The organism is Streptosporangium sp. NPDC048886, assembly GCF_055586905.1.
This window is the reverse complement of the sequence record NZ_JBVJHH010000029.1, coordinates 43,854-58,249: the sequence shown is the minus strand read 5'-3', so window position 1 is coordinate 58,249 and position 14,396 is coordinate 43,854. Positions and strand designations below refer to the sequence as shown.

9 protein-coding genes are annotated in these 14,396 nt (G+C 75.7%); 6 read left to right on the top strand and 3 right to left on the bottom strand.

Going from position 1 to position 14,396, the window contains the following annotated elements:
- Position 1: 1 nt before the first annotated feature.
- From ACZ6R6_RS31480 to ACZ6R6_RS31470, 3 genes are read right to left on the bottom strand one after another with little or no spacing between them, the layout of a single operon-like run.
- Entirely contained in the window at positions 2–487 is a 486-nt protein-coding gene (locus ACZ6R6_RS31480; protein WP_470099463.1) for a DUF6113 family protein, read from the bottom strand.
- Between the two features lie 14 nt (positions 488–501).
- Entirely contained in the window at positions 502–1,410 is a 909-nt protein-coding gene (gene mshB, locus ACZ6R6_RS31475) for an N-acetyl-1-D-myo-inositol-2-amino-2-deoxy-alpha-D-glucopyranoside deacetylase (protein WP_470099461.1), read from the bottom strand.
- Positions 1,407–2,834: a glycosyltransferase family 39 protein gene (locus tag ACZ6R6_RS31470; RefSeq protein ID WP_470099459.1), complete on the bottom strand. Its 1,428-nt coding sequence runs from the start codon at positions 2,832–2,834 to the stop codon at positions 1,407–1,409. The genes mshB and ACZ6R6_RS31470 overlap by 4 nt, the downstream gene beginning before the upstream one ends.
- A gap of 86 nt (positions 2,835–2,920) precedes the next feature.
- On the opposite strand from ACZ6R6_RS31470, the gene ACZ6R6_RS31465 reads away from it, so the two are divergent.
- From ACZ6R6_RS31465 to ACZ6R6_RS31440, 6 genes are all read left to right on the top strand, one after another.
- Complete coding sequence (locus ACZ6R6_RS31465) at positions 2,921–4,981, top strand: S9 family peptidase (RefSeq protein WP_470099457.1); 2,061 nt, start codon at positions 2,921–2,923, stop codon at positions 4,979–4,981.
- Positions 4,982–5,386: 405 nt separating this feature from the next.
- Positions 5,387–8,293 carry a class IV lanthionine synthetase LanL gene (gene lanL, locus ACZ6R6_RS31460; protein ID WP_470099455.1) on the top strand — a complete coding sequence of 969 codons (2,907 nt, stop codon included), beginning with the start codon at positions 5,387–5,389 and terminating at the stop codon, positions 8,291–8,293.
- Positions 8,290–10,083: an alpha/beta hydrolase family protein gene (locus ACZ6R6_RS31455; protein WP_470099453.1), complete on the top strand. Its 1,794-nt coding sequence runs from the start codon at positions 8,290–8,292 to the stop codon at positions 10,081–10,083. Before lanL ends, ACZ6R6_RS31455 begins: the two co-directional genes overlap by 4 nt.
- A 175-nt stretch (positions 10,084–10,258) precedes the next feature.
- Positions 10,259–10,402 carry an ALQxL family class IV lanthipeptide gene (locus tag ACZ6R6_RS31450; protein ID WP_470099451.1) on the top strand — a complete coding sequence of 48 codons (144 nt, stop codon included), beginning with the start codon at positions 10,259–10,261 and terminating at the stop codon, positions 10,400–10,402.
- Between the two features lie 199 nt (positions 10,403–10,601).
- Positions 10,602–12,512: an ABC transporter ATP-binding protein gene (locus ACZ6R6_RS31445; protein WP_470099449.1), complete on the top strand. Its 1,911-nt coding sequence runs from the start codon at positions 10,602–10,604 to the stop codon at positions 12,510–12,512.
- Positions 12,494–14,374, top strand: a complete 1,881-nt coding sequence (locus ACZ6R6_RS31440; protein WP_470099447.1) for an ATP-binding cassette domain-containing protein — start codon at positions 12,494–12,496, stop codon at positions 14,372–14,374. The genes ACZ6R6_RS31445 and ACZ6R6_RS31440 overlap by 19 nt, the downstream gene beginning before the upstream one ends.
- Positions 14,375–14,396: the final 22 nt, after the last annotated feature.

The window sequence follows — 14,396 nt, the reverse complement described above, 5'->3', positions numbered from 1 at the left end:
GCTATCGGGCCGGGCCGTGGTAGGGGTCGTCGCTCCGCACCGGAGCCGGTCCGGACCCGGCCGGGGACGGCTGGGGGCCGTACGGGCGCTGCGCGAGCAGCCACGCCCCGCCACCCGAGGGTGAGAGCAGGACGCCCGCCAGGACCGCGATCAGGCCGCCGTAGAGGTAGACGTAGCCGGACGGGTCGTTGGCGATGACCACGTCGCCCTCCGGGCTGCCGCCCAGCCAGATCAGCGTGATCGCCATCCAGCCCGCCCCCGGGGCCAGGGCGGCCAGCTTGCCCCCCATCGCCCGCCCGGCGCCGTAACAGGCCACGGCCAGCAGCACGGCCCAGCCGATCGCCGAGATCGGGACAGGCCGGGCGTACCACGAATGCTGGAAACCCCCGACGACCCCCGCCACGAGGCCGGCCAGGACCAGCACGGCGTACGCCGCCGCGGTGACCGCCGCCGCCGGAGGCCGCTGTGCCTGTCGGTCCTGCTCCATCACAACCATCGAGGCTAGTGGATCCCGGCGAAGAGGTCGGCTTCGCGGTCGTACGGCTCGCCGAGCCCCCCGACTTCGAGCGGCGCCCCCGGGCCGGCGGGCCCGGGCACCCCGGAGCGCAGGATGAAGTGCTCCACCGCGAGCGCCTCCTGGCCGATGTTGTTGGACAGGGCGAACCAGGGCGCCGCCACGCTGATCTGGGTGGCGTGCGCCCGCATCGCGTCGAGCTTGCGGCCGACGTAGGGGCGGCCGTCGATCTCGGTGGTGATGTCCTCGTCCGCGCAGCCGAAGGGCAGGTCGTCGACGGTGTCCTCGGCCAGGAACCCCACCCCGGCCGCGCGGATCGCCTCGGCCGCCCGGCGCATCGTGGACCTGGCCGTCGCGGTGAAGTAGAACTTGGCGATCCGCCACGGCCGGCCCTCCCCGAACGCCGGGTCGGCGGCCAGCTCGAAGGCCCGCCAGGAGACACGGTGGGCCTGGATGTGGTCGGGGTGGCCGTAGAAGCCGTTCTGGTCATAGGTGACGAGGACCTGGGGCCGCACCTCGCGGATCACCTTGACCAGCTCCCCGGCCGCCTCATCCAGGTCGGCCTGCCAGAAAGCGTTGTCGCGGTGGTTGGAGGCGACGCCCATCATGCCGGAGTCGCGCCAGCGGCCCGGACCGCCCAGGAAGCGGTGGTCGGTGACGCCGAGCGCCTCGCAGGCCGCGGCCAGCTCGCCGATGCGGTGCTTGCCCAGGGTGTCGTCCCGGTCGGCGGCCAGGTGGGCCAGCTCCGGCGGGATGACTTCGCCCTCCTCGCCGAGCGTGCAGGTCACCAGCGTGACCTGGGCACCCTCGGCGGCGTATCTGGCCATGGTCGCACCGCTGCCGATCGTCTCATCGTCTGGGTGGGCGTGCACGAGCAGCAGGCGCCGGTCATTCATGCCTTCGAGGGTATCCGGGCCCTTGTGTACAAGGTGATGTGAACCGCCCCGAACACCCGGGTCCGCCCCTTGGTGAACTCCCGTTCCAGCGCCTTCAGCGTCGGGTGGCCGGTCCGTCCGGGGCCGTTGAGCCGCCGCGAGACCACCCACACCCGGCGGGAGTCCGGACCGGGCGGCCCCAGCCTCCGGTACGGCTCGCCGTACACGGCGACGAACAGCCGGAAGCGCTCGGGCACGTAGAGCAGCGCGTCGCCGGGCCGCTGCTCGGCCCTCAGCACGGCCGCCAGGGTGCGCAGGTCGTCAGGGCGGTTGGCGGGGGCGCGGACGGCGAGGTGAGCGCTCGTGGAGAGCACCGCCAGGGCGGTGAGGGCCGCCCAGCTCGCCGGGGCGCGGCCGAGCGCGGCCAGACCGGTTCCGGCCAGCAGGGCCAGACCCGGGACCGCGAAGAGGACGTAGCGCGGGCTGTAGACCGGGTGGACCTGCGAGATCAGCAGTGACAGCACCACCGGCAGGACCGCCCAGGGCAGCGCCACCCACACCAGCGACGGCCGTCCCGCCGCCGTCCCGGCCACCGGTCCCTCGCCGCCCGTGGCCGCCCCGCCCGCCCCGGCCCGGCGGGCGGGCCGTACCCCGCGCCAGATCCCGAGCAGGACGAGGGCGATCAGCGCGGCCAAAAACAGGGCGGGCAGCGGCGGCGCGGCCCACGCCGCGTCGCCGCCGGCGATGTCCACCCCGAGCTGCCCCAGGCCGTCGATGCCGGGCACCTTCAGCCAGAACAGCTGCTCCTCCCGCTGCCCGGCCGCGATCAGCGCGAGCGGCGCGAGCAGCGCCCCGGCCCCGGCCAGCGAAGCCAGCCACGGGAGGATCTCCGCGCGCCTGCGGACCACGACGCAGGCGTGCGCGGGCAGCAGGAGCAGGGCGTAGAGGTGGAACCAGCCGAGCAGCGCGACCAGCAGGCCGTAGCCGGCGTACCGGGACCGGCGCTCGCCGAGCAGAACCCAGGTGGCGGCGACCGCCACCGCGCTGACCAGGGCGTAGCTCCGCGCCTCCTGGCCGTAGCGGCTGACCATGGGCAGCAGCGCGTAGACCAGCCCGGCCAGCAGGCCCACCCGCGGGGTGGCCAGCTTCCGCCCGATGGCCGCGATCCCGAACGCCGCCCCGGCGACCCCGAGCGCGGAGGGCAGCCGGGCCGCGGTCTCCCCGCCGAAGGCGGCGAACGGCCTGAGCATCAGGTAGTACAGCGCGTGCACGGCGTCGATGTCGTCGAGCAGCCGCCACAGCTCGTCGAACGGCATGGTCGCGGCCAGCACGCTCACCGACTCGTCCCGCCAGAACGACGGGGTGCCGATCCCCCAGAGCACCGACACGAACGCCAGCACGGCAGGTGTCCCCGGAGAGCGGGCGATTCGCGTGGTGAGCGTCACCTGCCCAAGTTTCTCCTAAGACATCTGTTGCTCAAGCCGCCGTCGAGAACCTCGGGACGCGACATGGAACTGGCAAGATGACTGGTATGAGTGAGAGTTTCCCTCGTCTGCAGGCCAGGACCCGCCGGTTCACCCTCGGCGTGCCGCGTGGCTTCACCATCGCTCCGGGTGGCGACCGCGTCGTCTTCCTCCGGACGAAGAGCGGTTCCGACCCGGTCACCTGCCTGTGGGAGTTCGACGTCGCCGGCGGCAAGGAGCGGCTGATCGCCGACCCGCGCGCCCTGGCCGTGGACGAGGACGACCTGCCGCCGGAGGAGCGGGCACGGCGCGAGCGCAGCCGGGAGCAGGCGGGCGGCATCGTCGGCTACAGCACCGACACCGCGGTGACCACGGCGGCCTTCGCCCTCTCCGGCGGACTCTACGTCGTCGACCTGAAGACCAAGCACATACGGCGGCTGAAGACGCCCGGCCCGGTGATCGACCCGCGGGTCTCCCCCACCGGCGAGCACGTCGGCTACGTGACCGGCGGCGCCTTCCACGTCCAGGACCTCGAGGACGAGATCGACCACGTGCTGGCCCGCCCCGAGTCCCCCGAGGTGACCTACGGCCTGGCCGAGTTCATCGCCGCCGAGGAGCTGAGCCGCATGCGGGGCTACTGGTGGTCCCCGTCCGGCGACGCGGTGCTGGCCGAACGGGCCGACGAGTCGCCGGTCGCGAGGTGGCACATCGCCGACCCGGCCAACCCCGCCCGCCCCGCCGCCGAGCAGCGCTATCCCGCCGCCGGCACGGCCAACACCCGGGTCGAGCTGTACGTCCTGTCCCTGGACGGCACCCGCATCCCCGTCCCCTTCGAGGACGAATACCTGGTCACCGCCTCCTGGGACGCCCACGGCCTGACGATCGTCACCCTGTCTCGCGACCAGCGGACCATGCGCCTGCTCAAGGTCGACCCTGCCACGGGCCGCTCCACGACCGTCCGCGAGGACACCGACCACGCCTGGGTGGACGTCGTCCCCGGCGTGCCCGGCCACCTGTCCGACGGCACGCTGGTCTGGGCCGCGAGCAGCGACGGGGGCCACCGTCTGATCATCGGCGACGAGCCCGTCACGCCCGCCACGCTCCAGCTCCGCGAGGTCGTCGACATCGACGGCGACGCCGTGCTCTTCCGGGCCAGCGGCGAGCCCACCGAGGTCGCCCTGTGGGCCTACAAGGACGGCCGGATCACACTGGTCAGCCCGGCCGAGAGCGGTGTCTACAGCGGCCACACGGCCGGCGGCACCCTGGTGGTCACCGGCCAGACCCTCGGCGACGAGGGCTCGGCGACCCGCGTCTTCCACCACGGCAAGCCCCGGGGCCACATCGCCTCCTACGCCGAGCGGCACGGCCTGGACCTGCGGGTCTCCCTCATCCGCGCGGGCGGGCGCGACCTGTCCACCGCCGTGCTCTTCCCGGCGGGGCACGTGCCCGGCTCGGCGCGGCTGCCGGTCCTCATGGACCCCTACGGCGGGCCGCACGCCCAGCGGGTCCTGGCCGCCTCCGGCGCCTACCTGACCAGCCAGTGGTTCGCCGACCAGGGCTTCGCGGTGATCGTGGCCGACGGCCGCGGCACCCCGGGCCGCGGCCCCGAGTTCGAGCGGGCCGTCCTGCACGACCTGGCCACCCCGCCCCTGGAGGACCAGGTGGACGCCCTCCAGGGCGCCGCCGCACGGTTCCCCGACGACCTGGACCTGTCCCGGGTCGGCATCCGCGGCTGGTCCTTCGGCGGCTTCCTCGCCGCCCTGGCCGTGCTCCGCCGCCCGGACGTCTTCCACGCGGCCGTCGCCGGGGCGCCGGTGACCGACTGGCGCCTCTACGACACCTGCTACACCGAGCGCTACCTCGGCCGGCCAGAGGAGGGGCACTACGAATCGTCGTCGCTGTTCGCCGACGCCGAGAAGCTGGACCGCCCGCTCCTGCTGATCCACGGCCTGGCCGACGACAACGTGGTCGCCGCCCACACCCTCCGCCTGTCCTCCGCGCTCCTGGCGGCCGGTCGGCCGCACAACGTCCTGCCGCTGTCCGGTGTCACCCACATGACCCCTCAGGAGGTCGTGGCCGAGAACCTGCTCCTGCTCCAGGTCGACTTCCTCCGGAAGGCCCTCGCCTGAACCCGGCGCCATCGGGCGCGATCAGCGTGATCTGAGGGGACGGACCGTGGAGGACACGGGCCGTCCCCTCAGTCCGTGAAGGGACGCGTCCCGGGACGGCGGGTGAGGAAAGCGCTTCCTTCGCGATGGCCGGCCCGGTCCCGCTCATGACCACCACCGGCGCTTGGAGCCGCTTGGGAGGACCTGTCGATGATCAGCGCCGGGAGACCGGCGCGACCACAGGTCGGCCACAAGTCGTCTCCGTAGCTTTGCTGAGGCCGGATCCCCGGAGTCGTCGGCGTCGCGCCGTCGCGCCGGGACCGGCCCTCTCCACGGATCCGCGGAAGAACGGATCAGGCGACCGCCGGCAGGCGGCCGTCCTCGCCGGGCCCCGCGGAGAGCAAGGACGGCGCAGGCAGTGAGGACGTGAGCAAGTCCATGAACGAGGGTGAACTCCCCGGCGGGGACCGTTTCCTGCTCGGAGACGTCGCCAGGGCGGCTCTGGCGCGGACGGCCGCCCAGGCCGCCGGAGCGCCGCACGCCGCGGCGGCGGACGGGGCCGGGAGCCCGGCGTCCCGGGTGTCTCCGGGAGCGGAGGCCGTCGCCGGCTGGGAGATCCGTCCCGGCACGCCGTGGACCTATGTCACCCCTGTCACCCCGGCGGGCTCGGCCTCCCGGGCGCAGGGCTGGAAGCTGCACGTCTCGGCGACGCCGCTGTCGGCCCCCCTGGTGCTGACCCGGGTGGTCGAGGCGCTGGGCCGCCACCGGTGCGCGTTCAAGTTCGCCTCCGACCTCGAGGAGCTGGTCAGGCTCATCTCCCGGGAGACGGGCCGCGGGTCGGTCGGCAAGTTCGTCACGGTCTACCCGCCCGACGACCGGACCGCCGCGGTGATCGCCGAGGAGCTGCACGCCGCCACCTACGCCCTGCCCGGGCCGCCGATTCTGTCCGACCGCGCCTACCGGCCGGGGAGCCTGGTGCACTACCGCTACGGGGTGTTCTCCGCGCCGAGCGAGCTGGGCAACGACGGCACCTACGCCTCGCGTCTGACGGCGCCCGACGGCACCCGGGAGCTGGACCAGCGCAACGCGTGGTACTCGCCCCCGGCGTGGGCGACCTGCCCGTTCGAGCCAGGGCGGGCGCCGGCGGCGCCGGCCGGCCCGGTGCTGCTCGGCGACCGGTTCGTGGCGCGCCGGGCGATCCGGCACGGCGCCAAGGGCGGTGTGTTCCTGGCCGAGGACCGGACCGGGGGCGGCGAGGTGGTGGTCAAGCAGGCCCGCCCGCACCTCTGCGCCTCGACCGACGGGCGCGACGTGCGTGACCTGCTGCGCCACGAAGCGCACATGCTCGAACTGTTCGCACCGCTGGGCGTCACGGCGCGGAAGGTGGCCTTCTTCGAACAGGACGGCAACCTCTTCCTGGCGCAGGAACTCCTGGCCGGGACCGTGCTGAGCGCCTGGGTCGGCGAGCAGCGCCACCTCACCTCCGACCGGGACCGGTACGGCACCGTCCTGCGCCTGGCCCGGAGTCTGGTGGCGCTGGTCTCCACCGTGCACGGCCAGGGGTATGTGCTGCGTGACCTGACGCCGAACAACATCATGGTCACACCCGGGCTGGAGTGCCGGCTGATCGACCTGGAGCTGGCCGCCGTCCCCGGCACCCCCGTCCAGCGGAACTTCACCCTCGGCTACGCGGCCCCCGAGCAGGTCTCCGCCCCCAGGCACTCCCCCGCGCCCGGGGTGGCCGTCGACCTGTTCGCGCTGGGCGCGACGCTGTACTTCCTGTCCACCGGATCCCAGCCGACGCTGCTGGAGGACAGACCCCTCGGAGCACGCTCGCGCGATCGGCGGCTGGAGACGCTGGTGAGCGTCGCCGGCGCCGGTGATCCCGTGGCGACGGCGCTGGCGCCGCTGCTGCTCGGCCTGATGGCGGAGGCTCCCGAGCGGCGCTGGGAGCTGCGGCGGGTGGAGGAGTTCCTCGCGGAGGCGGCCGCCGGCGCCCTGGCCGGGACGCCGGACGCCTACCGCCTGGGCGTCCCCGAGCAGGACCGGCTGCTGAACGACGGCATCGCCCACACGCTGCGGACGATGTCGCCGCAGGCCCTCGCCGACCCCAGAGGCCGGGGCAGCCTGTGGCCCACTTCCGGGTTCGGTTCGAACGCCGATCCGTGTGCCGTGCAGTACGGCTCGGCGGGAGTGATCAGCCTGTTCGCCTCGGTGCTGGAGACCTCGGCGCTGGAGACCCCGGTGCCGGAGACCTCGACGTCCGAGACCTCGACACCGGAGTCGGAGTCCGCCCGGGCGGTCCCCCCGGCGTCGCGGGCCGAGGTCCGCAGGGGCCTGCGTCAGGCGGCGGACTGGACGGCGCGCCGTCTGGCGGATGAGCACCGGCCCTCGCCGGGGCTGTACTTCGGCCGGGCGGGGATCGCGTGGAGCCTGTACGAGGCGGGCCGCGCGCTCGGCGACGAGGCGCTGCGCGGGGCGGGCATCGAGACGGCCCTGGCCCTGCCGGTCAGCTGGCCGAACCCGGACGTGTGCCACGGCCTGGCCGGGACGGGACTGGCGCTGCTGCACCTGTTCCGGGCCACCGGCGACACCCGCTTCGCCGACCGGGCCGGGGAGTGCGCCGACGCCCTGCTGAAGGCCGCGCGGCACACTCCCGGCGCCGTGCTGTGGCCCGTCCCCGACGACTTCGACTCCGCGCTGGCGGGGGCGGTGCACTACGGCTTCGCGCACGGCGTCGCGGGGGTCGCGACGTTCCTGCTGGCCGCCGGGACCGCGCTGGAGCGCGAGGACTGCCTGGAGACGGCCGTGACGGCCGGGGAGACGCTGCTGGCCGCGGCCGAGTACCGGGACGGGGCGGCCTGGTGGCCGCAGTCCCCGGACGGCGGCGACAGGATCCCCCACTGGTGCAGCGGGTCGTCGGGGGTGGGCACGTTCCTGCTCCGCCTGCACGCGGCCACCGGTGACCCGCGCCTGCGGGAGGCCGCCGAGAGCGCCGCCCGCGCGGTGCACGCACGGCGCCTGGTCTCCGGCACCGCGGCCTGTCACGGTCTGGCCGGTGACGGCCAGTTCCTCCTGGACCTGGCCGACCTGCTGGACGAGCCGGTCTACCGCGAGCAGGCCGAGGAGCTGGCCGGGGTCCTGTGGAGCCGGGCCGTCGTCCGTGACGGGCTGCTGGTGGTGCCGGACGAGGAAGGGACCGCGGTGACCATCGGCTGGAACACCGGGCTGGCGGGCATCCTGGACTTCCTGCACCGGCTCCGGCACGGCGGGCCGCGTCCCTGGATGGCCGACGCCCCCGGTGGCGACCTCCGCGGCGGTCCGGTCCGATGAGCCAGACCGTCACCAGGGCGGGCGAGAACCGCCCGCCGGATGTCCCGCGGATCAACTTCCGCTTCTCCGGGCGCGGCCGGTACGCCGCCTGCCTCACCCGGCTCGGCCACGGCCGCCTCACCGCGGAGATGTGGGACCTCGCCGACGCCCGGCCGCGGCCACGGCCGCTCCGCACCCGCGCCGGCGAGACCTCGCTGAGCCTGCCGGTGCCCACCGAGGCGGGCGACCTGCTGCTGTGCCGCCTCGGACCTGGCGAGCACCGCCTGACGCTGCTCACCGCAGCGCCGTACGGGGCGGAGGGCGCCGCAGAGCACGAGGTGGGCGTCCTGCGCGGCAACGGAGTCAGGATCGTCGCGGGCACGGCCCGGGGGACCGCCGCCCTGGCGTTCGGCGCCGGCAGCGGCGGGCGCACCACGGTGTGGCGCCTGTCCGGGCGGGCGGAGCGGCCCGAACCGATCGCCGAGCTGCCCTACCTCCTCAGCGGCGGGATCTGGCTCGACGGGGCCGGCCACCGCCTGGCCCTGACCACCGTGGGGCCGGGGCCGGCGACCGTGGTCCTGGACACCTCACGAGGCACCTTCACCTCACCGGCCGGGCCCGCGGGCGACGAGCGTCTCCTGCTGGCGGCGCCCGGCCCGGGCGTGCTGCTCACCACCGCGCACCGCGACGGCGCCTACCGCCTCGGCGTCCGCCACCGCGACGGCGAGGGGCCCACCCGCTTCCCCGAGCGGCTCAACACCGTCGAGGGCGTGGTGACGCCGCTGGCCCTGGACCCGGCGGGACGGCGGCTGGCCCTCGCGGTGACCCGCCGCACCCGCTCCCACCTCCTCCTGCACGACCTGGTGGAGGACACCGCCGTCGAGGTCGGCCTCCCGGCCGGGACGCTGTACCCGGCGGCCCACTGGGGCCCCGCGGGCCTGCACGTGATCCACAGCGCGCCTGACCGCCCGCCGGGCTTCGTCAGGGTGGACGGGCGCGCCCGGCCGCGGTTCCTTCCCGTCGGGGAGGACCACGCGGCCCGGCTGGAGCCGGCCCGTGTCCGGTCCTACGACGGCGCGGCGGGCCCCGTCGAGGCGATCGTGTACGGCGACCCGGCCACCAGCCGCCTGGCCGTGCTCGCGCTGCACGGCGGCCCCGAGGACGCCTGGCACTTCGCCTTCGACCCGCTCTTCCAGCGCCTGGCCGCCGCGGGCGTCGCCGTGGTCGCGCCGAACCAGCGCGGCAGCACGGGGTACGGCGCCGCTCACCGTGAGGCCGTCCACGGCGCGTGGGGCGGGCCCGACCTCGCCGACGTCCTCCGACTGGGCCGCGCCCTGGCCGCCGCCCGCGGGCCGGACAGGCCACGGGTGATGCTCTACGGCGCCAGCTACGGCGCCTACCTGGCGCTGCTGGCCGCCGCCGCCCGGGCCGACCTGTGGTCCCGTGCCGCGGTCGTCGCGCCCTTCCTGTCGGGGCGGGAGCTGGCGGAGGACGGGCCGGCGCCGGTCCGTGCCCTGCTGGAGCGGCTCGGCGGACAGGCTGAGATCGACGACGACCTCGGCCCCCGCGACCTGCTGCGGCTGGCCGGCCGCATGCGGCTGCCACTGCTCATCGTGCACGGCGACGACGACCCGGTCATCCCGGTCGGCCATTCCCGCCGGCTGTACGCCCGGTTACGCGGAGCCCGCGGCCAGGTGACCTACCTGGAGGTCCCCGGCGGCGGTCACGCCCCGCAGTACGACACCCGGGACGGCGCCGTTCTCGGCCGCATCGTCGACTTCCTCGGCACCGGGCCGCCCAGCGGCCGCTGACCGGACATCCGCGTCCCGCACGGCCTGACAGGCCGTGGACGCGCCACGAGCCCGGCCGGCGCACACCCGGCGTCCCGCCCCGCGTCAGCGTGGCAGGGACGTCCGGCGCCGGCCGTGAAAAAGGGCTGCCGTAAAGGACGGCGGCCCGGTCATCACCATCGAGAAAGGAAACGTCATGGAGCTCGACATCGCCGCTCTGGACATGCTTCCCGCCACCGAGGAGGCCGGTCTCCAGCAGTGCCGGATGACCTGCGGGGAGACCTGCTCCGACCCGTGGAGCCCCACCTGCGGCGTCACCGGCGGCGCCCCCACCTGGTAAAACGCTCGCACCGCGGACGCGGTGAGCACCGAATAGATCCCTGAGTGAGGCCCGGGGCACGCGCCCCGGGCCTCACCACGGGGCGGCGGGCCCACCGCCGCCCCGCCGCGGACATCCGCCCCCGGTCGCCCGGCCACCGCCGGGAGCCGCCCGGCGGCCGACGACCGCGGCGGCAACCGATACGTCCCGGAGGGAGACGATGTCAGATCAGGCACCGGGCGGGCCGCCGCAGCAGGCGACGCGCGCAGACGCCGACCGCCTCCTGGCGTCCGCCGCACGCCGGGCATGGGCGCCGCTGGCCGTGGCCGCGGTGGCCGACATCGTGGCCACCGCCGCGGCGCTGGCCCTGCCCGCCGTACTCGCCGCCGCCGTGGACGGGGTCCTGTCCGGTCAGGGCGGCGGGCGGGCCGCCTGGCAGCTCGCGCTCGTCCTGGCGGCCGCGGTGTGCGCCGAGGTCGTGGGCGTGCCGGCCGGCGCGGCCTCCACCGCGTCCGCCACGTCGGCCCTGCGGCTGCGCCTCACCGCCCACCTCCTCACGCTCGGAGCCGCCGGGACCCGCCGCCATCCGGCCGGGGAGCTGGCGAACCGCCTGGTGAGCAACACCGCCACCACCGGTTACTTCCCGTTGACGCTGCTGGGCATGGCGACCGGGCTCGTCACCTCGGTCGGCGGCGTGGTCGCGCTGCTGATGACCGACTGGCGGGCGGGCGCCGCCTTCCTGGCCGCCGCGCCCGTCGCGTTGATCATCGTACGGACCTTCGTCACCCGGGTCTCCGGGCTCTACGGCCGCTACCAGGAGGCGCAGGGCCGGCTGGCCACCCGCCTCACCGACGCCCTGGCCGGCATCCGGACGGTACGCGCCTCGGGCACCGCCGGCCGTGAGATCGCCCGGGTGCTCGCCCCCCTCGCGGACCTGTCCAGCGCCGGCCGGGCCCTGTGGCGCGCGCAGGCGCGCGGCGTGTGGCAGATCGCCCTGCTGCCGCTGGTGGAGCTGCTGGTCCTCGCCGTGGCCGGATTCGGCGTCACAGACGGCCGTCTGGAGCCGGGCCAGCTCCTGGCCGTGGCCGGCTACACCGCCCTCGGCCTGACCTTCATCGAGCAGGTCGACGGGCTGATGGGGCTGGCCCACGCCCGCTCCGCGGCCCGGCGGGTGGGGGAGGTGCTGGCCCTGCCCTCCCCCGCCCCCGGCACCCACCCGCTGTCCGCGGGCCCCGGGGCCCTGTCGTTGCGCGGCGTCACCGTGACCCGCGAGGGCGCCCCGCTCCTGGACGGCGTCGACCTGGAGATCCCCGCCGGAGCGCTGACCGCCCTCGTCGGGCGTTCCGGGGCGGGCAAGACCACGCTGGCCCTGCTGGCCGGGCGGCTGACGGACCCCGACCGGGGGCAGGTGCTGCTCGACGGGCAGCGCCTCACCGACATCCGGCCGGACGCCCTGCGCGGCGCGGTCGCCTACGCCTTCGAACGCCCCGTGCTCCTCGGCGGCGACCTCGCCTCGGCCATCGCCTACGGCAGGCCCGAGCTCGACCTCGACGCCGTCCGGCGGGCCGCGCGCGCCGCGCACGTGGACGAGGTCGTCTGCCGTCTCCCGGACGGTTACCGGACCCCCGCCGACACCGCCCCGCTGTCCGGCGGCGAGCTCCAGCGCCTGGGCCTGGCGCGCGCGCTGGTACGGCGGGCCCGCCTGACCATTCTCGACGACGCCACCTCCAGCCTTGACACGGTGACCGAGGCTCAGGTGGCCCGCACCCTGCTGGAGGGCATGCGCGGGTCCACCCGGCTGGTCATCGCCCACCGCACCACCACCGCCGCCCGCGCCGACCTCGTCGTCTGGCTGGACGACGGCCGGATCCGCGCCCGGGGCACCCACCGGACACTGTGGCGAGACCCGTCCTACCGCGCCCTGTTCGCCTCCGACACCGGACCGGCCGACGGCGGACCGGCTGCCACCCAGCCCACCGGCAGCGGGCCGGCCGACGCCCACCCCACCGGCACCCGACCGGCCGACGGCGGACCGGCTGACGCTCAACCCACCGGCACCGAGTCGGCCGACGGCGGACCGGCCGGCGGCGGCTCGCCGGGGACGGAGGAAACGTGCCCGGCCCGTCTGTGACCCGCCCGCGGCCTGAGCCCGGCGACGTGGCCGCCCGCACCGCGGCGGGGTCCCCGGCGACGGACCGGTCCGTCGCCGCCGGGCTCAGGCTGCTGTCGGCGCTGCTGCGCCGCCGCAGGCGGCCCCTCGCCGCCGCCATGGCCTGGTCCCTCGTCGAGGCCGGTCCGGCATGGCTGTCCGGGCTGTTCGTCGCCGCCGCCGTCGACCGTGGTTTCCTGGCCGGCGACCCGGGCGCCGGCCTGGCCTGGCTCGCCCTCCTCGGGGCCGCGGTGCTGCTGCGAGCCGTGGCCACGCGGCTGATGTTCCCCCATCTGGCCGCGGTGGTGGAGCCGCTACGCGACGACCTCGTCACCGCCGTCGTCACCGCCACCGTCACCCGCGCCGCCCACGGCGGCGGGCCGCCCGACACCGCCGCCGTCAGCCGCCTCACCGAGCAGGTGGAGACGGTGCGGAACCTGGTGTCCGCACTGCTGCGGAGCAGCCGCTCGCTGGGCGTCTCCCTGATCGCCGTGCTCGGAGGGCTGCTGGTGCTGTCCCCCGTGGCCGCGGCCGTCGTCGCCGTACCCGTGCTCGTGGCGCTGGCCGTGTTCGCCAGGACGCTGCGCGTGCTCATGGTCCGCCAGCGCGAGCTCGTCCTCGCCGGCGAGGCGCTCACCGCCCAGGCCACCCCGATCCTGGCCGGACTGCGCGACATCGCCGCCTGCGGGGCGCAGTCCCAGGCGTACGCCACCGTGCGGACCGCCGTCACCGCCCACGCCGCGGCCACCCGGGCGCTGGCCTGGGCCGGCCTGGGCAGGCGGCTCGTCGTCACGCTCGGCGCGCACGTCCCGCTGCTCGGCCTGCTGGTCGCCGCCCGGCCGCTGACGGAGAACGGCCGGCTCAGCGCCGGAGAGGTCGTCGGAGCGATGACCTACCTGGCCACCGGTCTCGATCCGGCCCTGCGCTCGCTCACCGGCACCGTCGGCGGCTGGGGCGTGGCGCTCGCCGTCACGCTGCGCCGGATCGCCGAGACCGTCACCGTGCACGCCGTCCCCGCCCCGCCCGACGGCACCGCCTCCCCGGACGGCACCGCCCCGCCCGGTGACACCGCCCTGTCCGGTGGCGCCGCCTCCCCGGACGGACACGGGCTGCGGGCGGAGCGGCTGAGCTTCGCCTACGCGCCGCAGGCCACCCCCGTCGTGCGCGACCTCGACCTCACGGTCGCCGAAGGCGAACACCTGGCCGTGGTCGGCCCCAGCGGCATCGGCAAGTCCACACTGTCCATGCTGTTCACCGGGCTGAGCCGGCCCACCGGCGGGGAGATACGGCTCGGCGGGGTCCCGCTCCGGACGATAGCCGGACACGAGCTGCGGGCCATGGTGGCGCTCGTTCCGCAGGAGGCGTACGTCTTCACCGGGACGGTCCGGGAGAACCTCGCCTACCTCTGCCCCGCCGGGACCGCGGACGCCAGGCTGCGCGGGGCGGCGGAGGCGGTGGGCGCCGGCACGCTCGTCGAACGGCTCGGCGGCCTCGACGCCGTGATCGACGGACCGTCCACGCTGTCGGCCGGCGAGAGACAGCTCATCGCCCTGGCCCGCGCCTACGCCTCCCCGGCCCGCCTGGTCGTCCTGGACGAGGCCACCTGCCACCTCGACCCGGCCGCCGAGGCGGTGGCGGAGACGGCGTTCGCGGCCAGGCACGGCACCCTGATCGTGATCGCGCACCGGATCAGCTCCGCGCGCAGGGCGCGACGCGTCCTCCTGATGGACGGCGCCACCGTGCTCACCGGCTCCCATCATGACCTGGCGGCCCGATCCCCCCTGTACGCCGTCATGGTCGGCCTGTGGCAGCACGACCACGGCGCTCCGTCCATGAACGGTTGACGGCTCCCGGGAGGGGCCGGCC